Origin of the sequence: Pseudoalteromonas sp. JC28 (assembly GCF_013319255.1) — a bacterium.
Taxonomy (GTDB): Bacteria; Pseudomonadota; Gammaproteobacteria; order Enterobacterales; family Alteromonadaceae; genus Pseudoalteromonas.
In genome coordinates, this window is the sequence record NZ_QOKX01000003.1 from 285,396 (window position 1) to 306,780 (window position 21,385).

24 protein-coding genes are annotated in these 21,385 nt (G+C 43.6%); 4 read left to right on the forward strand and 20 right to left on the reverse strand.

What is annotated here, in order from left to right; genetic code table 11:
- Nucleotide 1 precedes the first annotated feature (1 nt).
- From acnD to DS891_RS08955, 4 genes are all read right to left on the reverse strand, one after another.
- Nucleotides 2-2,596 (reverse strand): Fe/S-dependent 2-methylisocitrate dehydratase AcnD, encoded by a 2,595-nt coding sequence (gene acnD, locus DS891_RS08940; RefSeq protein ID WP_174169575.1) that lies wholly within the window; start codon nt 2,594-2,596, stop codon nt 2-4.
- Between the two features lie 74 nt (nt 2,597-2,670).
- Nucleotides 2,671-3,792, reverse strand: coding sequence for a 2-methylcitrate synthase (gene prpC, locus DS891_RS08945; protein ID WP_174169576.1), 1,122 nt, complete (start codon nt 3,790-3,792; stop codon nt 2,671-2,673).
- A 78-nt stretch (nt 3,793-3,870) separates the two neighbouring features.
- Nucleotides 3,871-4,749, reverse strand: coding sequence for a methylisocitrate lyase (gene prpB, locus DS891_RS08950; protein WP_010603812.1), 879 nt, complete (start codon nt 4,747-4,749; stop codon nt 3,871-3,873).
- A gap of 14 nt (nt 4,750-4,763) precedes the next feature.
- Nucleotides 4,764-5,438, reverse strand: coding sequence for a GntR family transcriptional regulator (locus DS891_RS08955; protein ID WP_174169697.1), 675 nt, complete (start codon nt 5,436-5,438; stop codon nt 4,764-4,766).
- Nucleotides 5,439-5,684: 246 nt separating this feature from the next.
- On the opposite strand from DS891_RS08955, the gene DS891_RS08960 reads away from it, so the two are divergent.
- The 3 genes from DS891_RS08960 (at nt 5,685) to DS891_RS08970 (ending at nt 7,694) form a co-directional block, all read left to right on the forward strand.
- Complete coding sequence (locus DS891_RS08960; RefSeq protein ID WP_217448611.1) at nt 5,685-6,425, forward strand: ABC transporter substrate-binding protein; 741 nt, start codon at nt 5,685-5,687, stop codon at nt 6,423-6,425.
- A 19-nt stretch (nt 6,426-6,444) separates the two neighbouring features.
- On the forward strand, nt 6,445-7,170 hold the full coding sequence (locus DS891_RS08965; protein ID WP_174169577.1) for an ABC transporter substrate-binding protein: 726 nt from the start codon (nt 6,445-6,447) through the stop codon (nt 7,168-7,170).
- Between the two features lie 176 nt (nt 7,171-7,346).
- The gene (locus DS891_RS08970; RefSeq protein ID WP_174169578.1) at nt 7,347-7,694 is read left to right on the forward strand and encodes a RidA family protein; all 348 of its coding nucleotides are present in this window, start codon (nt 7,347-7,349) and stop codon (nt 7,692-7,694) included.
- 94 nt (nt 7,695-7,788) lie between these two features.
- Here DS891_RS08970 and DS891_RS08975 read toward each other — a convergent pair whose 3' ends face one another.
- The 4 genes from DS891_RS08975 to DS891_RS08990 form a co-directional block, all read right to left on the reverse strand.
- Nucleotides 7,789-8,070 (reverse strand): hypothetical protein, encoded by a 282-nt coding sequence (locus DS891_RS08975; RefSeq protein WP_174169579.1) that lies wholly within the window; start codon nt 8,068-8,070, stop codon nt 7,789-7,791.
- A 167-nt stretch (nt 8,071-8,237) separates the two neighbouring features.
- The gene (locus tag DS891_RS08980; RefSeq protein ID WP_174169580.1) at nt 8,238-8,489 is read right to left on the reverse strand and encodes a hypothetical protein; all 252 of its coding nucleotides are present in this window, start codon (nt 8,487-8,489) and stop codon (nt 8,238-8,240) included.
- Between the two features lie 525 nt (nt 8,490-9,014).
- Complete coding sequence (locus DS891_RS08985; protein WP_174169581.1) at nt 9,015-10,451, reverse strand: hypothetical protein; 1,437 nt, start codon at nt 10,449-10,451, stop codon at nt 9,015-9,017.
- A 303-nt stretch (nt 10,452-10,754) separates the two neighbouring features.
- Nucleotides 10,755-11,096, reverse strand: coding sequence for a zinc ribbon domain-containing protein YjdM (locus DS891_RS08990; protein WP_174169582.1), 342 nt, complete (start codon nt 11,094-11,096; stop codon nt 10,755-10,757).
- A gap of 178 nt (nt 11,097-11,274) precedes the next feature.
- Between DS891_RS08990 and DS891_RS08995 the strand changes: the two genes are divergently transcribed.
- Nucleotides 11,275-11,718, forward strand: coding sequence for a hypothetical protein (locus DS891_RS08995; protein ID WP_174169583.1), 444 nt, complete (start codon nt 11,275-11,277; stop codon nt 11,716-11,718).
- Nucleotides 11,719-11,846: 128 nt separating this feature from the next.
- Here the strand turns inward: DS891_RS08995 and DS891_RS09000 are convergent, their stop codons facing one another.
- The 12 genes from DS891_RS09000 to DS891_RS09055 all read right to left on the reverse strand — a co-directional run bounded on the left by DS891_RS09000 (nt 11,847) and on the right by DS891_RS09055 (nt 21,352).
- The gene (locus DS891_RS09000) at nt 11,847-12,056 is read right to left on the reverse strand and encodes a cold-shock protein (protein ID WP_010603820.1); all 210 of its coding nucleotides are present in this window, start codon (nt 12,054-12,056) and stop codon (nt 11,847-11,849) included.
- 351 nt (nt 12,057-12,407) lie between these two features.
- Complete coding sequence (locus DS891_RS09005) at nt 12,408-13,238, reverse strand: alpha/beta fold hydrolase (protein WP_174169584.1); 831 nt, start codon at nt 13,236-13,238, stop codon at nt 12,408-12,410.
- 112 nt (nt 13,239-13,350) lie between these two features.
- Nucleotides 13,351-14,058 carry a hypothetical protein gene (locus DS891_RS09010; protein ID WP_174169585.1) on the reverse strand — a complete coding sequence of 236 codons (708 nt, stop codon included), beginning with the start codon at nt 14,056-14,058 and terminating at the stop codon, nt 13,351-13,353.
- Nucleotides 14,048-14,779 carry a hypothetical protein gene (locus tag DS891_RS09015; RefSeq protein WP_102058325.1) on the reverse strand — a complete coding sequence of 244 codons (732 nt, stop codon included), beginning with the start codon at nt 14,777-14,779 and terminating at the stop codon, nt 14,048-14,050. Before DS891_RS09015 ends, DS891_RS09010 begins: the two co-directional genes overlap by 11 nt.
- The gene (locus DS891_RS09020; RefSeq protein ID WP_102058324.1) at nt 14,769-15,128 is read right to left on the reverse strand and encodes a cupredoxin domain-containing protein; all 360 of its coding nucleotides are present in this window, start codon (nt 15,126-15,128) and stop codon (nt 14,769-14,771) included. The genes DS891_RS09015 and DS891_RS09020 overlap by 11 nt, the downstream gene beginning before the upstream one ends.
- Nucleotides 15,115-16,446: an ATP-binding protein gene (locus tag DS891_RS09025; protein ID WP_174169586.1), complete on the reverse strand. Its 1,332-nt coding sequence runs from the start codon at nt 16,444-16,446 to the stop codon at nt 15,115-15,117. The genes DS891_RS09020 and DS891_RS09025 overlap by 14 nt, the downstream gene beginning before the upstream one ends.
- Nucleotides 16,446-17,108, reverse strand: coding sequence for a response regulator (locus DS891_RS09030; RefSeq protein ID WP_010603826.1), 663 nt, complete (start codon nt 17,106-17,108; stop codon nt 16,446-16,448). Before DS891_RS09030 ends, DS891_RS09025 begins: the two co-directional genes overlap by 1 nt.
- Nucleotides 17,105-17,761, reverse strand: a complete 657-nt coding sequence (locus tag DS891_RS09035) for a hypothetical protein (RefSeq protein ID WP_010603827.1) — start codon at nt 17,759-17,761, stop codon at nt 17,105-17,107. The genes DS891_RS09030 and DS891_RS09035 overlap by 4 nt, the downstream gene beginning before the upstream one ends.
- Nucleotides 17,758-18,549: an SDR family oxidoreductase gene (locus DS891_RS09040; protein WP_102058321.1), complete on the reverse strand. Its 792-nt coding sequence runs from the start codon at nt 18,547-18,549 to the stop codon at nt 17,758-17,760. The genes DS891_RS09035 and DS891_RS09040 overlap by 4 nt, the downstream gene beginning before the upstream one ends.
- A complete protein-coding gene (locus DS891_RS09045; protein ID WP_102058320.1) occupies nt 18,549-19,232 on the reverse strand; it encodes a TenA family transcriptional regulator in 684 nt (227 codons plus the stop codon). The genes DS891_RS09040 and DS891_RS09045 overlap by 1 nt, the downstream gene beginning before the upstream one ends.
- A 13-nt stretch (nt 19,233-19,245) precedes the next feature.
- Complete coding sequence (locus DS891_RS09050; RefSeq protein ID WP_174169587.1) at nt 19,246-20,721, reverse strand: AMP-binding protein; 1,476 nt, start codon at nt 20,719-20,721, stop codon at nt 19,246-19,248.
- Entirely contained in the window at nt 20,714-21,352 is a 639-nt protein-coding gene (locus DS891_RS09055; RefSeq protein ID WP_174169588.1) for a thermostable hemolysin, read from the reverse strand. Before DS891_RS09055 ends, DS891_RS09050 begins: the two co-directional genes overlap by 8 nt.
- Nucleotides 21,353-21,385 lie beyond the last annotated feature (33 nt).

Consider the following 21,385-nt stretch of genomic DNA (forward strand, 5'->3'; position numbering starts at 1 on the left):
GTTATACGCCTTCCGCTTCGAGGAAGTCTTGAGCGAAGCGCTGCAGTACACCACCTGCAGAGTAAATAGACACTTCTTCAAAGGTATCTAATCGACAAGTCACAGGCACCTCTAGACGCTCACCACTTTGACGGTTAATCACGAGAGTTAATGTAGCACCTGGTGCCGGTTCACCCTCAACGTCATAGGTTTCTGTACCATCGAGCTCAAGCGTTTTACGGGTAGTGCCCGCTTTAAACTCAAGTGGTAGTACACCCATACCGATTAAGTTGGTACGGTGAATACGCTCAAACCCTTCTGCGGCGATAACCTCAACGCCAGCTAAACGCACACCTTTTGCAGCCCAGTCACGAGACGAACCTTGGCCGTAATCTGCGCCTGCAACGATGATCAGCGGCTGTTTACGCTCCATATAGGTTTCGATGGCTTCCCACATTCTGGTGACTTTGCCTTCAGGCTCAACACGCGCCAGTGAACCTTGTACTACTTCACCGTTTTCTACCACCATTTCGTTTAACAGTTTGGGGTTGGCGAATGTCGCACGCTGCGCCGTTAAGTGATCACCTCGATGTGTCGCGTATGAGTTGAAATCTTCCTCTGGTAAGCCCATTTTGGCCAGATATTCACCCGCCGCACTGCTTGCTAAAATCGCATTCGATGGCGATAAATGGTCAGTCGTGATGTTGTCACCTAAAATCGCTAATGGACGCATACCTTTCATGGTACGCTCACTCGCAAGTGCCCCTTCCCAATAAGGAGGGCGACGAATATAGGTACTCGTTGGACGCCACTGATAAAGTGGGTCGTTGTCTTCACCATAGTCTACCGTGAGGTCAAACATTGGCTCATAAACGGCGCGGAACTGCTCTGGTTTTACGCTTTCTTTGATCACCGCATCGATTTCTTCATCGCTTGGCCAGATATCTTTAAGCGTGACCGGATTGCCCTCTTGGTCGCGACCTAAAACACCATTTTCAATATCAAAGCGCACGGTGCCTGCAATTGCATAAGCCACAACCAACGGTGGTGAAGCTAAGAAGGCTTGTTTTGCATAAGGGTGAATTCGACCGTCAAAGTTACGGTTACCCGATAACACTGCCGTTGAATATAAATCACGGTCAATCACTTCTTGTTGAATTTTCGGATCAAGTGCACCACTCATGCCATTACAAGTCGTACAAGCAAAAGCAACGACACCAAAACCGAGCTGCTCAAGCTCAGGTAGAAGCTTTGCCTCTTCCATATAAGAACGTACCGCTTTTGACCCCGGTGCAAAAGACGTTTTCACCCAAGGTTTACGAGCAAGGCCTAATTTATTGGCATTACGTGCTAGCAAGCCTGCGGCAACTACGTTGCGTGGGTTACTGGTATTCGTACAGCTGGTGATAGCAGCGATGATCACCGCGCCATCTGGCATCAAACCATCTTTTGGCGCTTCAATCTCTTTAACGATACCTTGATTAGCAAGGTCGTTAGTTGCAACGCGGCGATGCGGATTTGAAGGACCGGCAATATTACGCGTCACCTTAGACAAATCAAACTTAAGTACACGCTCGTACTGCACTTTTTGTAAAGAATCAGCCCAAAGCCCTGTTAGCTTAGCGTATTTTTCCACCAACTTGATTTGCTCGTCATCACGGCCTGTGAGCTTCAAATAATCAATGGTTTGCTCATCGATGTAGAACATGGCCGCGGTTGCACCATACTCTGGTGTCATGTTTGAAATTGTCGCACGGTCACCTAAATTAAGGTCTTGCGTACCTTCACCAAAGAACTCTAAGTAGCTAGAAACGACGCGCTCTTTACGTAAAAACTCAGTGATCGCCAGTACGATATCTGTTGCGGTGATCCCCGGTTGGCGTTTGCCAATGATTTCAACCCCAACAATATCCGGCAATCGCATGTAGGAAGCACGGCCAAGCATCACGCTTTCTGCTTCAAGGCCACCCACACCAACGGCAATAACACCAAGTGCATCAACGTGTGGCGTGTGGCTGTCGGTGCCAACAAGCGTATCAGGGAAGGCAACACCGTCGCGCGCTTGAATAACTGGCGACATTTTTTCTAAGTTGATTTGGTGCAAAATACCGTTGCCTGGCGGGATCACATCAACGTTTTTAAATGCCGTTTTGGTCCAGTTGATAAAATGAAAACGGTCGTCATTTCGACGGTCTTCAATCGCGCGGTTTTTCTCAAATGCATCTTCTTCATAACCGGCGTGCTCTACAGCCAAGCTGTGATCCACAATCAGTTGAGTCGGTACGACTGGATTGACTTTAGCCGGATCGCCGCCTTTTTCAGCGATAGCATCACGCAAACCCGCAAGGTCGACTAGCGCAGTTTGACCCAAAATATCATGGCAAACCACGCGAGCAGGAAACCACGGAAAGTCCAAATCGCGACGACACTCGATAATTTGTTCAAGATAATCATTGAGTTTTTCAGGCTCAGCGCGGCGTACTAAGTTTTCAGCAAGGACGCGTGAGGTGTAAGGTAAAGTCTCGTAGCTACCTGGTTTGATGGCTTCTACCGCTTCTTTTGTATCGTAATAGCAAAGCTCAGAATCAGGTAAACGTTTACGGAATTGAGTATTCATAACAACTTCCAACAATCGGTGACGGAGAACAGGCGGCCATGGCGACCGCCAGAATAGATTCGAACAGTGTTCGATTAACGCTCAGATATGGCTGGAACTGGGCGTAGCTCCTCGCCAGTATATTCCGCCGATGGACGAATGATACGGTTATCTGCGCGCTGCTCCATAACGTGTGCAGCCCAACCAGTTAAGCGTGACATAACAAAGATTGGTGTGAACAATTTAGTCGGGATCTTCATAAAGTTATAAGCTGATGCATGGAAGAAATCGGCATTACAGAATAGTTTTTTCTCGCGCCACATGACTTCTTCACAGCGTACAGATACAGGGTAAAGTACCGTATCACCCACATCTGCCGCTAGTTTTTCAGACCAACGTTTGATGATTTCGTTACGAGGGTCACATTCTGAATAAATAGCGTGACCAAAGCCCATGATCTTTTCTTTACGCTCAAGCATACCCATCATTTCTTGTTCTGCGTGATCCGCAGATTCAAAGCACTCAATCATTTCCATTGCCGCTTCGTTTGCACCACCATGAAGTGGGCCACGTAGAGAGCCAATCGCACCAGTAATACATGAATGCATATCAGAAAGCGTTGAAGCACAAACACGCGCTGTAAAGGTTGATGCGTTAAACTCATGCTCTGCATAAAGGATAAGTGATACATGCATCACACGCTCATGTAGCTCACTTGGTTTTTCGCCGTGCAATAAGTGTAAGAAATGTGCACCGATTGAATCGTCGTCCGTCTCCACATCGATACGAACGCCATCATGGCTAAAGCGATACCAATAACAAATAATGCTAGGGAAACTTGCTAGCATGCGGTCAGTTACTTTACCTTGCTCATCAAAGCTTGCTTCACCTTCAAGGTTGCCAAGCATTGAACAACCCGTGCGTAATACGTCCATTGGGTGTGCATCAGCAGGAATACGTTCTAATACTTCTTTTAACGCCTGCGGCAAACCGCGCATTGCTTTTAGTTCGCTTTTATAAGCGTCCAGTTCAGCTTGATTTGGTAAGTTACCTTTAAGGATAAGGTGAGCCACCTCTTCAAACTGACAATTTTCAGCTAGATCCTTTACATCGTAGCCACGATAAGTCAAACCTGAGCCCGACTTACCTACCGTTGATAGTGCTGTTTTTCCTGCTACTTGACCACGAAGGCCCGCGCCACTTAGTACTTTAGCCATATTATTGTCTCCTGAATTTTTTACCTGCTGGGTATTGATATTTTGTGCTGCTGAGCAACCCTCAACAGCTTTAATTTCTTACTTATTTTTACCTTCGGCGAATAATGCATCGAGCTTTTGCTCATAATCGTGATAGCCAAGGTAATCATACAAATCCATTCGGGTTTGCATGGTATCGAGTACCGCTTTTTGGTCCCCATTTTCTAAAATAGACTGATACACCAGCTCCGCCGCTTTGTTCATCGCTCTGAACGCACTCAATGGGTAAAGCACCATATCTACGCCCCACTCACCCAGCTCAGCTTTGTTCCAAAGTTCTGTCTTACCAAACTCAGTGATATTCGCGAGGATGGGCACATCAAGTGCTTCGCTGAATGCGCGATAGTGTTCTTCAGTTTGTACCGCTTCTGCAAAAATGCCATCAGCGCCTGCTGCAACATAAGCTTTTGCACGTTCAATTGCCGCTTCTAGCCCTTCTTGTGCAAACGAATCTGTTCTTGCCATAATGAAAAAGTCAGGATCGGTGCGCGCATCAACTGCTGCTTTAATACGGTCAACCATTTCTTCGGTCGACACAATTTCTTTATTTGGACGGTGACCACAACGCTTTTGCGCTACTTGATCTTCCATATGTACCGCAGCGGCACCTGCTTTTTCCATATCTCGGATGGTTTTTGCGATATTGAAAGCGCCGCCCCATCCAGTATCAATGTCGACCATTAAAGGTAGATCACAAGCCGAGGTAATGCGACTTACATCTGCAATTACATCATTTAGAGATGTCATTCCTAAGTCAGGTAAACCATAAGATGCATTAGCAACGCCACCACCAGAAAGATAGATAGCTTGATGACCGATTTTCTTTGCCATCATCGCGCTATATGCGTTGATAGTGCCGACGATTTGAAGCGGTTTATTGGCTTTTAATGCTTCACGAAATTTTTTTCCTGCGCTCATGATGATGCTCTCTCTTAAAAGTGTGATTGATTGCTTGCTAACTTGGTTGCGATATTATTTTTAGAATATTGAATATGTCGACGCATCAGTATTTCTGCCAGTTCTGGGTCGCGGTTACTGATCGCACGAACGATATGTTTATGCTCGTCAAATGCCGTGGTGACGCGGGGACCGGCCATCCCTAACTGCACACGATACATACGTACCAAGTGGTACAGTCCATTGACTAGCATTGAGATAAGGCTCGCATTTTTACTGCCAAGAATAATGCGGTAATGAAAATCGAGATCACCCGCTTCTTGATAATAAGAATGTTGGTTTTTGACTTCATCGAATTGACTCGACAACAAACCTTCTAAGTCTTGAATTTCACTGTCAGTCATGTGCTGCGCTGCAAGCCTTGCCGCCATCCCTTCTAGTGCTTCACGGATCTGATAAAGCTCCATTAACCCTTCCGGTGTGAGAGTAACAACCCGCGCCCCTACATTGGCTTTACGTTCAACTAAATGACATGACTCCAAGCGATTAATTGCCTCGCGAACAACCGCTCTGCTGACCTCATACTTTGTCGACAATTCCATTTCGCTGAGCTTAGAACCTGCCGCTATTTCCCCTTCTACAATTTCCTTACGCATACGAAAGAATGCTTTATCAGAAGAAGTAACCGCTTGCTCGTCAAAAAAGCTCATCATTAGTTAGCCAGTCTTAGTAATTTAAGTTGTAGACAATATAGTGCTGGTTGACGCGCACGTCAACCAGCCTCGCCGCAAATTGTCGACAATTTTCAATATAAGCAGTATTCACCATATTTATAGCTTGTGATAAATAATCAGTCTGATGTATTTATCTCGATACGGTATCAGGTAAGGATTAATTGCATCGCTCAAAAATCATGCATATTATGAAGATACCTTTACTTTAGCCTGAAGATTACTATGCGGTGTTTTCAAATAGTAATACTTTCCCTGCTGCTAATAAGCGGCTTAGCGCAGGCGAAGATCTATACCGTACTGGTCTATCACGGTGCTAATCCTCCTTACTATTTTGAAGAACAGGGAAAACCCAAAGGTATTTTTGTCGACATTTTTCAAGAGTTGGCAAAACTGACTTCACACCAATTTGAGTTTATGCCGCTCTCTGTCGCCAGAGGACAGCGCTATTTCGACCAAGGAAAAATAGATATTGAACCTGGGATCAATAAAGTATGGCGGGCCGAAGCAGACGTTCCGGGGATTTACAGCATCGACTATGCCTTCTCAACCGAAGTACTGCTTGGGTATCAATCTCGCTGTGTAGGCAAGCATAGGCCTGAGCAGTTTTACGGCGCATTGGTCGGCAAAGTAAGAGGATATCGTTACGATAATTTTGAAGCGCACTTGGGCGAAGACAAGATCGTAGTTTATGAAAATGTATCGGAGAAAGAACTGCTCGCACAGCTTGAACATGAGCGTTTAGACTACATCATGATTGGCTCGGTGACAGCAGACTACTATATTTCACAACAACCAAAGTATCGCAAATTTCAGTCTTGCTATGAAATAAGCCGATTACCCGTACATATGCGCTTGCAGCCTCATCTAACTGAGCTACAAACGGAAATAAATATCGCCTTGCGACGAATGGTTAATGACGGAAAAATAAAATCCATCTATGCTAAATATAGATTAACGCATTAACGTGTGGAGTTGTTTAGTAATGACGAATGCTGTTGTTGGACGTCTACTACTTTTTATTTTGCTGAATAGCCCGTTGCCCTTATGGGCTAAATTGCAGGTTGTTACGGAACTTTCTCCACCCAATCAAACCATAGAAAACCACCAAGTTGCAGGTTCAAGTACCGATCTGGTCAAAGCGATTTTAAAAGCAGCTGAACTCGAGGGACAGTTTTCTATTTACCCTTGGGCTAGAGCTTTTAAATTAGCGCAGCATGACAAACATACCTTAATTTATAGCATCGCAAAGACCCCCGCGAGAGAAGACAGCTTTCATTGGATTGGTCCTGTTGCTGTATTTCATTTAGGTTTTGTTACCAATCGCTATCGCGAGGACATAAAAATTCAATCACTTGAGGATGCCAGGCAATACAAAATAGCGGTTCAGCGTGGTGATATCGCAGAAGGCACACTTAAAGCACTCGGGTTTAACTTTGTTCAAACCAGCGACATCGAAAAGTCATATGAATTACTCGTCACAAACCGTGTTGATTTAGTGATTGATGACCCGCGTTATATCAAAACCATGGCCTCGGAGCTTAACCTTCCTGCTGACCACTTTACCTTTTTATACGATGTGGAAGCACTCTCGGTAAAAGGTTACCTTGCAACGAACAACCAGCTTCCGTTAGCGATCGTTGAGAGACTACGTAATGCATTTACTAAGATAAGTAAAACAGAAGCTTACCGACGCGTTTTAGAGCTGTAGCTAAACCCAATTGCTTTAGTTCAAAATACTCTCACGTATCTTGATTTGTGTAGGTAGCAATTAACCGTCGATGCTTTTCACAAAACCAATACCAAGCAAGTAGCTCATCTTATAAAAAAGAGATAACATTTCAGCCTAAACCTGCCGATTACAGTAACGATTAGAAAGGAAAAACAGTGATTGAACGAATTGACACCAAACAACGAATGAGCCGTATTGTAAAACACAATGGTACTGTTTATTTATGTGGCCAAGTGTGTAAAGACGCAGAACAAGGAATTAAGGAACAAACTGAAACCATGCTTGAGAAAGTTGATGAGCTACTTATTCAAGCAGGCAGCGACCGCAAACACATTCTTTCTGCGACAATTTATATTAAAGACATGAAATATTTTGCAGAAATGAACGAGGTATGGGATGCATGGGTGCCTGAAGGTTATGCACCAGCTCGCGCTTGTGTAGAAGCGAGCATGGCTCGTGATGCATTGCTTGTTGAGATTTCGGTGGTTGCTGCGGAGCTATAACAGACCATGATAAACCAGGCGTAAATTGAAGCCGATGAATTTCACTCTCAGACTTGCATAAGTAAATCTGAGAGTGATTATCTTGCTTGCTAACTTACGACTGAGCAACTTCTTCCATCGTTTGTTCGGCGTAATTCGCACTTGTATGCACAACACTTTGCAACTGTTCAACAAGCTCTTGACGTTTATCCTCTTGAATAAACATCAAAGGAATTTCTTGGGACTTTTTCTCTCCGTTGTCAGTGATATAGGTAAAGCGGATCGCAGATTCATCGTGTTGAAAGTGCGTAAAACCGTCTTTTTTAATGAAAAGTTTATTAGCACCCGGAATTTTTTTAATTTCTACGTGCTTATCAAAAATTTGTACTACTTCCATTTTTGTTCTGATTATATACAAGGCCACCATCAACATAGCAGCTACAAGAATGAATGGAACGATAATGCCAACACCAGTACCGATCAATCCAATTAGGCCAAAGCGATTAGTTTGCCTCTCATCAAGATAATAGGTCTTACTAGGCTCTGTAGATACAAGTTCACCGCCTAGTTATGCTTATCGACCATTCGGCTTAAACCAATGACACCGATGATACCCAGAGGCACAAAGGGTAAAAACCAGACCATGGCGATATAGGCAATGATATTTCTTCTAACAACAAGATAAAGTAAACCAAGAAGTTGAATGCAGAAGCTCGCAGCCATAACAACGACTAAACCGTCATAGTTCGTTTCAACCGATACAGCAAAGGTAATTGCGAGACTGATCACGAGGGTACAAATATACAATATATTCATAATATGTTTTCCTTAACATTTCTGGTTAAATTTACAGCGCACCACATTACCCTGTATTCCGGCATATTAAAAGCGCTTGCCATAAAATAGAAGTGATAACGCCGAGCCTGCAGGTTCAATGACTCTGTTTACTACCCTATAGAGGTGAATAGAAATAGACGATAGAATAGAGAAATAGACGAGACACCCACCATTAACTTGTGCTGGAACCATAATTAATTTTTCAAATAACTAAACAGCAGAGGCTAGTATGAACAAACATAGCATACTTTTCATTGCCTTAGATACTCATACAATTTAAATCAGACATCCCATAATCGATGCAAACCAAATAGTGATGAGTATCATTTATCAGGTGGCTAACTCATAGATAACTAATGAGAGTAATAACCTCTCTTCATCTCTAGAAACACATTAGTTTATATTTAAAGCGCCCTTTAGAAATTACGGCAACTATCAGCTAAACGAAATTGTTCAGCTTGGAATACTACAATTACTATATAGTAGCGGGTTGCGATGTTGGTACTATTGACTTGCAAGTTTATAAACATCTTCAAACACTATTTTTTTTGGTCCTATCCCCCAAAGGGTAGACTGAAGACCTACGTAATATAGAGCATCTGTTTTCGCATGAATATCAAACATAAAAGTGTCTGTTATTGTACCCACGGTTACCGATATTTGATAGGTGCCTGTAGATAACTCCATCCAAGGTTTGTATTTTAATTCCTTATTTTTAAACTCAACATTTTCATAGCTGCCACTAATAAATAGCCTACCTGTTTTAGCTTTTCCTGCGATAGGTTCAAGCTGAATATTTAATTTTTTTAGTTTTTGGTAATCTTTATATTTATCTAGTCCAATACCATATTTTAACTCAAACTGCACCATTTTTGATTGATACCCTGGGCTAAAAACATAGTAAACTCCCTCACTTCTCGAATCCGAGGCTATCGCGGGGAGCTTCTGCAACATATTATGCTTACTTATATCAGGATAGTACAAAGTATCCTTTTTTAAACGACCTCTGAAGTCGAGAACTTTTATATTGTCTTGCTCTGGTAGTCTATTCTCTCTTAATCCTAACTCTTCCGCCCTACGTGAAGATATGCGATTAGCCTGAAGGATGTATACATTTTCCTGTATTGAGGTAATGACAGCCTTATTATCATATTTCCAATTATCTTTTGGCACAAATTTTTGATCATACTGATAGATTGCAACGGGTAATAAAATCCATAAAAACAATCCTAGAGTTGAACACCATTTGAATGCCCTATGGGTTGTACGACCTGAAATAGCATCCGATTGATTGTGGAATACTGGAGTTTTTTTATCAATGATTGTTTGAGCAAGTGAGTAATACAGAGCGAATACGGTTGATTCTTTCAAGTTTTTAAATAAACACTCTGATTTACCGTTTATAACACAGATAATTGAATACTCTTTTTTCAGCCTACTTTTAAGCCGCATCCTACGTACATCCGCCCCAAAAGTAGAAGTGATTTTATTTAATGCATCACTTGCATAAATTGCTGCACCTCCCTTTCCTAACGCAAGCCACAGAGGCGAAGGCTGTCTATTTGTACCAGCTTTATAACTATCAATAATTGGTGAACTTAGCAGCTTGTTTTCAATTTCGATAGATTGAATTTGATTGAGAGGGATTTCTTTATCATCTGAACCTTTATGAACCAGCAATAAATCATTCTTGATGCTAACAGATTGTTCAGTACTTTTTATGGCGCCAATAAAACACGCAATAACGATTCCTAGAAGAGACAGGTAAATACCAAATACAATTGGTAGACTGTCATAGCCTGAAATCAAGCCTATTACAATACCAATGACTCCAAATAGAAGTAGTTGAGCAAGGATATATCCCATACCAATACCACTACCAAATATAGTGTATTTAATGTGATTATTTTTGTTCGTCAATGAAAATAGGTTTTGTTCCATCGAACCCTCACTAATAAAAAAGAAACATTTCATCTGATGAAATTATACTTAATCATATAACATTAAAGCATTTGGTATTGCAAATGAATAAGTTGGGACCTTGCAAGAATAGACGAGACACTGCGAGAATAAATAGACGAGAAATAGACGAGACACCCACCACTAATTTGCACCTTCCAAAGATACCGCCTAAGCTTTAATTCTGCAGAGGAAACTAGCTATGGCAACTACCCGTAAAAGACAAATCAGTTTAATAGAAGTGGAGCAACTTCAAAACTCCATAACCTCTGAACACTTACCCACTTAAGTATATGCTTTTTTCACAAATTTCGCCGTAACCATCATTTCACCTACGCCATCAACCTTGCAGTCAAGTTCGTGGTCTTTTTTATCCAGCACACGCCTTACCAAAGCCTTGGTACCAATCTTAATGACTTGTGAGCTGCCTTTAATCTTAAGATCTTTAATCACAGTGACTTTATCGCCATCCACTAATAGTGTGCCATTGGCATCTTTTACTTGAATGTCGTCCTCGGTAGCAGTCGCGTTTGGATCCCATTCGTAAGCACATTCAGGGCATATTAGCTGACTTTGATCTTGATAAACATATTCAGAATTGCACTTGGGGCAAGGTGGTAAAGACATAATTAACCGTATCACTTTTAAAACTGTGTATCATGGACATATGATACTGTAAAAGTGACTGGAGCGTCCTCTATATTCTTCTTTAACTCGCTATTGAATTAAGAATAGCTACCCAAAATGTTGCGGCACGATAATTGCTCAATTATTGTTCTACATTTCATCATATAAAGGATTACCTATGCTTGTTAGCCAAACCCAGGAGGTTGGATCACCAGAAACTTATAGCAGCCATAGCCCGCATCAACCAAAAGAGGCTGAAGCAGTACAGAAAGACACCCGAGTCTCTATTAGCCAAACCGCAAACAGTGCCGAACATAATTGGCAAACTATTGCCTCTAACTACAACGTTCACAACATTTCAGCGGCGGAAGTACGGGCTATGTCCCGAGAACTATTCGAAGGAGGATTTATTGATTCAGGCCAAATGATGGCTATCGGCGCGCCAATATCAATAACTGAAAATCCTCACGAAAAAATCAATTTACTTGGTGATATGAAGCGTACATTTGAAATCTCAGCAGCTAGCGGCGGGCTCAATAAAACATCGCGAGAGATTTATGCTTCGGCGATCAATACGCTTGAACATCTCGCCAAGACACACAGAAATACAATGCTAATTTGAGGGGTTAATCTGTCTAGCCGCGCTATACCAGTTTGTTCATTATTCACTCAACCCGAGGGAGCAAATAGCAATATTTTAGGCACAAAAAAAGCAAGCCTTAGCTTGCTTTTTCTTCATCAATTAAGCGATTAAAGCTTAACGATGTTCTCAGCTTGAGGACCTTTCTGGCCGTCAGTTACTGTGAATTCTACTCTCTCGCCTTCAGCAAGTGTACGGAAACCGTCACCTTTGATTGCGCTGAAGTGTGCGAACACGTCAGGGCCATTTTCTTGAGCGATGAAACCAAAACCTTTAGACTCGTTAAACCACTTAACGGTACCTGTAAGAGTGTTAGACATAATACTAATCCTGATATAAAAACAAAAACCAATGCTGCGCATTGATGAGCTATGCCCATGTGGGCGCATAGACCTAAATTTGTAGAGTGGATAAAACTTCAGGACGGTACTACTACAAGCAAACACTTATACAACAACGTAATGGAGATTTTAAAACACTGACTCAAATTCTGTCTATGAACATCATATAGGGATTCCGCCCTAAGTCAATGTATTTTTAATCATCAATATGACTTGCTAATGACAAATATCAATATTTTTTTCACGGCTTTTTCAACACCCTATTTTTTAAACACATTATTCCCCTAACCCTGTGTAAATAATAGAGATTGCAATAAAATATTCATAAAGCTAGAGAGACTTTTTTGACTCTAATTCCCGAATTAATTGCACCACTTGCTCGACAACCACTTGCGGGGCTTTCATAGGTACGGTGTGGTCGCTTCCCTTGGCAATAATTAGCTCAGAATCACAATGTGATGCCAATGCTTCTTGTCCTTCTCGCCATGCTTTAACATCGCGCTGAGTTGGATCAAATGGTCTTTGGGCAACGATAACACGACATGGTATATGATCAGGTGCTTGATGCGCCCGAACACTCGCAACGGTTTCACTTAGCGCTTGAGTTTCCCGGCGCAGAGCTTCACCGAAGGTATTTTCTGGCAGAGTACTCAAGGGGTTAAGTAGCTTATCCTGCGCTAAGGCATGGGTTTTATCGATGAAGTAAACGGTCACAGGGTCAACATACAACAAGCCTGCAACTTGCTCTGGATAATAGGTGATGTAGTTTTGCATTACATAGTATGCGTATGAATGACCAACATAAATAAATGGCGGCCGAATATCAAGCGTTCTCAACACTTCACGAAGATTACGATTATCTGTATCAATACTATAGGCTCTGCGGCTAAGCTCGCTTTTGCCATAACCTTCACGGTTATAGGCCACCAATGCATTGGGTACTTGCTGCGCGAGACCCATCATTACTGGTGTCCAATAAATGGCAGGCGCTGCAGAGCCACTTTCAAAAACAACGGCAGGTTCATTGCCCGCAACATGATAAACCTGCAAAGATACTTTGTTCGCAACCACGATGTGCTCTTGAATATCGCGTTCAAGCGCAATCTGTGCATAAGCACTATTAACGAACAACAACCCCAATAAAGTTAGCGTGCGATACATATCGTTTCCTTGATATCTATAGTTCGACTCTAAAGTTAACAGCTAGATGCACCATAAGCTAATGACATTTTTGCTGCATCTCCCCTTTATTTAAACAAAGTAAAAGCGGCGCTTAAAACTCAAATTCCAATGCGAGTCTAAAGCTATGATCTTTGCCGGATTGGCTGATCTCCGAAATAAAACCCGCTTCCCATTTCAGCTGTTTTTGACCTTCGAATCGATGCAATCCGATAAAACCCGGACCAACACCAAAAAAGTCTTCTCCGACATAGACTTCAATTGCAGGCTGAAAAGCACTATACAAGCGGTAGCGCAGTTGCGCTCTAAACTCAGATTCCCATTCATCCTCAATGTCCTTACCCCACTCCCTCACCAAAAATGCATTCATGGTAAGGCTCGTGCGGCCAAATTCCTTCTCAAATAAAAACCCTGCGGTAGCTTCATAGGCATCGAATTTATGGCGTTTTTCAAGCTCGAACAACATGCCTATATCCGCCCAGTAGCGCCCTTGCTCTACAAATTGCCACCGCGACTCTAGCTCGTAAGCTGCCAAGTCAAAATTGCCCTCATCGTCACGCTCACCTATTGCGTAACCTTCGATGGTCATTGTCTCGGTGAGGCTCCAACCAAGTCCTAAACGCTGTGCCAACACATTCCCTTGCTCGGTTTGGCGAGATAGTAGTCGCCACTCCAACTCACGTTCAAGCGGTAAAACGTATGGATGATAAACTTTGTCCACCACCATACCATCCGCTTTTGCACTAAACGCTACAATCCCAAAGAAACTCACCAGCAGCGCGAGTAAAACATTATTTCGCATGCGCTGTTCTCCAATATGTACATCCCAAGAACGTAATCAACGCGCCTCCAAACCCTGCAAGCGTCGCAGCATTTGGTGTTGCTTCATACCCCACTAATACTCTTAGCACTCGACCAACAACACTGTGTTCGTCCACAATTTGTCGCAAGTCAATTTCAAGTCTGGCGGCACTAATTAAGTCCACTTGAAGCGCCAAGTCCAATGCAATCGACACCTTACTCGCACCGTGTAAAGCCAATAACAATAGCAACAACCAAGGTAAGTGCTTACTCTTCAACCAATCAAGGAAAAAGAAGAGTAGAATAGAAAAGCTCAAACAGATCCCCACACCGAGCGAGGTGCCAATAGCGAGGGTTTGACCATCCGCTGGCTTTGAGTAAGAGAACGCAAAGCTTGCCAAATGGTGCAAATACAGTACCACGGCTAATCCAAAGGCCAAGGCAGCAAGTGCCGTACGTCCGGTGCGTTTTGTTGCAATCATTAAGCAAAATAAACTGAGTAGCAGTCCTATTTGCAATAACTCGAACCCGCGATAATCAAAACTCGAGGCTATTTCTCCACCCAAAAACCATATGCCAAAACAGCCGACTAGCCCCGCACTCAACGCGATGAGTGTCGTTTTAAGTGGTAAAGCAGCATTGGTACATTGTGCTAATAGTACCCAAAGTACAGTTACTGGTAATAATTGGTTCACGCTCACCACCACCGCATTAAGAAGCATTGTTTGGATCCTTCACGATAACGATACCTTGTGCTGTATTTGGTGAAAATTCACCAAAAAAACTATATTCACCGGGTGCTAGCGGGCCGATATAAATCACACTTTTACGGTTTGGAAAGAGCACTTTTTCACGATTAAGATCAAAACTGTCAAACTCTTCAACCTGAGGGTCTTGATTTTCGATGATGAGCTTTACTTTACGATTTGCAGGAACCTCAACTTGTGCAGGTGTAAACAAATGATTTTTAAGAATAATGGTATAACTTTCTTCCGCCCACAAGGCGAAACTACAGGTCGCCAAAGGCAAACCAAGCGCGAAAGACAGCGAAGAGACCTTAGTCCTTAGCATCCAGCCCCCTCGGTAAATTTACACAAACTCTAAGCCCGCCTAAATGACTACGAGCAAAAGAGATATCTGCATGGTAAATTGTAATTATATGATTGACTATCGCCATTCCTAAACCTGCCCCTTTTTCCCCTGAAGGGTGTTTATCTCCACCAACGCGATAAAATCTGTCAAAAATTCGTTCTATTTCCGCATCCGACATACCACAACCCGAATCATCGATTTGCCATACAACCCGCTGCGCATGCTGCTGAATTTTTACTTCTATGTCACCTTCAATTGGCGTGTATTTAATAGCATTACCAATTAGATTAGAAAATAATGTGGTTAATGTGAACTCACAGCCCTCTAAGGTCGCTTCTGATCCCTCTAAGCTGATATTTTGTGATTTTTGTTCAATTCTCGGGTAACAGTTAGCAATCAAGTCTTGAGTTAATACCACTAAGTCTTGCTGCGCAAATTGCTTATGCCACAGTTCTGGCTCTGTACGCGCTAACGTCAGCATTTGCTCAACCACATGGTTTAGCTGCTCAAGCCCTTTTGACATAGCAATGGCACTGGGATGCTTAGTATCGTGCGTTAAATTATGCAGGTGGATTTTTAAGCTTGCGATCGGCGTTTTTAACTCATGAGCGGCATCGGAAGCAAAATAACGCTCTTTAAGATACGCGACTTCAACTTTTTGAAAGAGGTCATTTAGCGTCGCGATAACGATTGCCACTTCCGCTTTGTCGCTTTGCACTGCCAGCTGCGTAAAGTCTTTGGGGTTACGTCGTCTAAGCTCTCTAGAAAGATCTCGTAAAGGCTTTAACGCCGTATAAATAATCCATGCGATAAACACCGCAAGAAACGGCATAATCACCACCAGCGGCGTCATTGCGGAGACAATCATGCCTTCAGCAAGGGCAAAACGCTTTTGTACCGGCTCTGCTACCAGTATTTGCCTTTCGCCAAACGCTTCACTGAAGGTTCTGAGTCTAGTTGCGCCCACATTTTGGGTGCTAAACCCAGCATGATATTTAAGCTTGTTCTTGTACTTAGCAAGTAACTCACTGCCCGCAACAACTTGATTGTGTTCAAGCACTAAAAAGTAAAATGCGTTGTTACCCGCAGCACTGGGCAAGGTAGTCGCAGTAACTTGAGCATTAACGAGTGTTGCGATGGACTCTAAATGGCTGTCTAATTGTGCTTGTGCCATCGCCATGCTGGAGTGATAACCCCGTAGCAGCGCCATGGATGCAGTCAGCACCAAAGCTGACACTAAAATTAGGGTCAACTTTCTCGTTATTGAAGCACCTCCAAGCGAGCTTCTCGTGCCCACTAAGCCCCCTTGCCAACCACGTAGCCAATGCCACGCAGTGTTTTGATAAATCCATCGGGCATTTTCTTGCGGAGGTGGTGAATATGCACCTCAATAGCATTAGAGCCCAAAGCTTCTCCCCAATCATAGAGCTTAGATTCTAACTGAGTTTTAGACAGCACACGGCCGCTGTTTTCCATCAGCGCCTTGAGTAGCATATATTCTTTACGAGGTAATTCTTGAGCGCTACCACTTACAAGCACCTCGTGACTGGCAAGATCTAACACGACATCGTTGCAGCTCAAGGTGCTGCTAACTTGTTTGGTGAAGCGTCGACCAATCACCCGTAAACGCGCAAACAGTTCTTTTGGCTCAAACGGCTTAGCCAAATAGTCATCAGCCCCTAAATCCAGCCCTGCAATTTTATCATCAAGACTATTTCTCGCCGTTAGAATGAGCACAGCGGTTTGCGATTTGGTTTTTTTTAGCGCCCTGAGTACCGCTAAACCATCTCCGTCGGGTAGACCTAGGTCAAGCACCACCAGCTCAAATTCACCAGATTCAACAAAACTGATTGCTTGTCTTTGCGTCGGCGCATGCTCAATGGCATACCCTTCTTTTTTGAGTGATGCGATAAGCCCCTGTGCCAGTAGCTCATCATCTTCTACAAGTAATAGCCTCATTTATTCCTTCTTTTTAGCTTTTTTTCGACTTTCGCCAGTAGCTGTGCCACTTCTTCTTGACGGTATTCATCGGCTTTTTCTCTACCTGGACGGCTTGGCGCATTCTGCGCTTTTTTTAAGTGCGCAAGTGCGGCACTATAATCACGTTCGTCATATAAAAACTGTGCATAGAAATAGTTTACATCAATTCCTGCCGGATTGATCGCTAATGATTCTTGGAACAGCTTTTTCGCCTTTTTATCGCTGCCAAACCCAATTGGCCAGCCTGGGACCTGAGCATAGAGCGTGCCTAAACTCGTTAATGCAGAACCAGACAGTGCGTTTTTATCAAGTTCAATGGCTTTTTCGAATGAGGCTTTTGCATCTTTGGCAAGACCAAGCGCCCCCAAGCCACCTTTCGCTCCAGCAAAGCTCGACTGCACAATACCACGCCAGATGTAAGCTTCAGCGCGATCTGGATATTGTTCAACAAATGCCACGCACTGCTTAACCAGCTCTTCAAATGCTTTTTCTTGGGCATCGCCCTCGGTTTCATAATTTACCGTTGCCCATTTAGTTTGGACTTGGCTAAGATCATCGTCAAATGCTGCCCAAGCACCTTGACTGAATACCAGTAATGTTGCTGAAGCTAACAAGGTTTTTAGTGCGTTCATCGTAATGACTCCTTAGTGGAAAAAATGGTTTGGATGGTTTTCACTTTTTTGATTAATGCGTTATCAACAAGCTCTGGTAGCAAGCCATTGAGTCTCGCAAAAAACCGTTCAGGAAAACCAATGGCAGCACGTTTGGTGTTGCTATGGAGCAATTTCATAAAGGCTTGTGCGACGACCTCTGGCGAGTCCATCTGATTGCCGAGTGCATGGTTTACAGCTGTCGCGCGGTCGTCATTCATTTCAGTTGTGGTTGCGCGTGGCGCGAGATATTTAACCGCTACTTGGTTATCGAGCTCCCGCGTCAGTGCCTCTGTAAAACCACGCAAACCGAACTTGCTTGCGCAATAACTGCTTTGATATGGAAAGCCGATAGAGCCAAACGCTGAACCTAGGTTAACTATGGTGCCATGACTTGAGATCAGTTGTGGTAAACAGGCTTGACTAACTAGCATGGGCGCCAATAAATTCGTCTCCATCTGCTTTTTTAAGTCAGTTGGTAAAATTTCAGCAAACCCAGCCATGGTGTTAATGCCCGCGTTGTTGACGAGTAAGTCAACCCCACCCATAGTCGCCGCTTTTCTCGCGATTTGTGTCGCAGCGTCCTCAGCGGTGATATCCAAAGCAAGATAATCGTGTTCTCCGGATAACCCCGCTATCACCTGCTTTAATTTTTCGCTGTCTCGACCAATCAGCAGACAACGCCAATTATGCATGGCCAACTGTTTACTAATGGCCCGACCGATCCCTCGAGATCCCCCGGTGATAACGGCAAGTTTTGTTGCTTTCATCAACCTACCTCCGCAAATTCAACACCTGCAGGCACCGCTTCAATATTGCGGAATATGTCGCCGTACAAGCGATAAAACTGTTTAGCGCTGTGAATAATGATCGCTTGCTCTTTTTCACAGCTGATCTTGTTCATCAGCCCTGCAAAAAAGTCAATATGCTCAACATCTAACGCGCCATGAGATGTTAAATAGGAAAATGCGCTACGAGGCAGACCAAGTTTCTTCGCAATTTGACGAGCTGCATCATCGGCAAGTGCGATGGAAGTGCCCTCAAGCACATTAACCATGCCAAAAAAGCTCAATGGATGTTTACGAGCGATACTGTCGTACGCATAAGACACCATCATTTCAGTTGCGAAGCTTGGCATGCTATGACGTATTACTTCTTTATCCACACCACAGGCGGCAATATCATTAAGGATCCACTCTTGGTGTCCCATTTCTTCTTCGATGTAATGCCCTATCGCTTCTCGCAACCATTCTTTACTGTCATCTAGTCTTGCGCCACACGCCATAAGGAGTGGTACTGTGTGCTTTACGTGATGAAACGCCTGCTGTAAAAATGAAACGTATTGGCCTTTGGTGATCTGACCATGAAAAACATCATGAATAATGGGTGCGCTTAGTAGATATTGGCGCGCTTGTTCCGTTTCGGATTGTAGGGTTTGGTAAAAGTTACTCATTGTCGTTTTCCTTTTAAACCGAAGCTACGGGCTCTGCCGCTTCGTATTGATTCTGGGAGTAAAGCGCTGAAATTTGCTGCGCGAAATTAGCTAAAATCACGTCGCGTTTAGGTCTCCCGTTCGCGGTAAGCATGCCGTTACCTACCGAAAAGGCTTCCTCTACGCGCACATAACATTTTATTTGGGCGTAATCAGGGAGTTGCTGGTTGGCAAGCTCAATGGCGTTATCAATCACAGCAGCTGTTAGTTGTGTCGGGGTGTAAATAAGCGCCGTTAAAAATGGCTTGCCATCACCCACCACCACGCATTGCAGTAAAGGTACATAAGCAAGCAAAACGGACTCCGGCCACTCGGGAGAAATATTGCGTCCAAAGCTATTGATCAGAAGATTTTTTAGCCGACCTTCGATGACAAAATGCTGCTCACGCTTGGACACTCTATCGCCGGTTTTTAACCACGCATCTTGGGCTATCGCTTCGCCGCCTAAGTAACCTAAAAAGTTATTACCTTTGATCTCTAACTCATCTGCCACAATACGTGCCTGAATATGAGGCAGTAACTTACCAACGCTGCCATCTTGCTCACCAGTATTCAGTGCAACAACAGACCCCGACTCGGAAAGCCCATACCCTTGAAACACAGGTAAGCCCAGCCGTTTAGCTTGCTGTAGCAGTTCAGTGTCAACTTTAGCGCCACCGACCGCAATAAAGCGTAAACTTGCAGGGGGTTGCCACCCTTGCTGTGCAACGCTTATCAGGCAACGCAGCAGCTCAGGCACTAAAATTAAGCTATTTGGTTGTACTTCACTTATCTTTTGCAGCAACTTTTGTGGATATAGCAACTGGCTGCCCGAAAAGCCTAGCGACGCAAGTTCGGTTACCTCAACCATGCCACCACTGAGTAGCGGCGCATACACACCCGCGATGTTTTCTAGCAACACTGGTAGCGGCAATAAACATAAGTGCTTAGGCCGATTAAGTGCGATGGTTTCGCATAAACTGCTCGCCACGACAAGCTGGTTTTCAACCGACAGACATACGCCTTTTGGTGCGCCTGTTGAACCTGAGGTATAAGTGATCTTTTGCGTTTTAGGAAAATAGGCTCCCGTGCTTTCACACCTAGTTTGATATACATAGATTGCTTGACCATAGACATCTAACACCGAATATTCAGCGCTATTTTCAAGCTTGGTATCGCTGATCAACCAGTTTGCTTTTGACTGCTCAAGGGTGTATTCAACTTGCGCTGTGGTAAAGAAATGAGGTACTGGAATAGACACTTTATTCGCTTGTAATAGTGCAAAATCTACCAATAACCAAGCGATAGAGTTGTCTAGAGAGACCGCAACACTCTCGCCACTCATCACAATAAAGCGCTCAGCCAATGCTTGCGTGTAAGACTTTACCTCAGCAAAAGTGAGACGAGTTTGCCCTTGTTGTAAAATCACATCTCTGTCTTGATGTGGCAGTTTTTTTAAGAAATCACACATATAAAAATGCCTCTTTTAAGCTCGCGACTTCCACCTCGAGTCCTTGTAGTAAGTGTTGATACATTTCAGTGTTTGTGATCACCTGCAGGGCTTGATGTAAATCGACCGAACAAACCATGGGAGCACATTGGTAATAGCTGCCATAATCTTTGGCTGAGGCGATAGTGCCGTGTGCCAAAGAAATCTTGTTAACCTCGACTTGGCATAACTTCATCAATGCACGCACTTGTTTGGTTGCCGTAAACACCAAGTAGCAGATATCACTCTCAAGCAGTGCTTGAGTCAGTACAATAAAGTGGCTTAACGTTGCCATTCGGCCTGTTGAGAACAAATTGCCAAGTTCTGCGATATGATTACGATCTGAAACCGTTGAGAGGCACTGCTCTACCGCACGATTAAGATACTGCTCCACAAATAATGCGTCTTTGGCTGCAAATCTAAGACCTAAAAAGCAATCGCTTTGGCGGTAGTTTAAATGGCTTAAAAGGGGATAATACTCATGAATGTCAGCGCCAAAAGCATGGGCAAAACCACTGTGGATAGCGTGCTCCAATTCAGCGCGCGCACCGCAAGTCTTGTTTGCCCATCTAAGACGACTTTGTGAGTTTGTTGCTTGTAGTGCTTCACCCATCGTTTTCACACCTTTCCTGTTCTGATGTAAAAA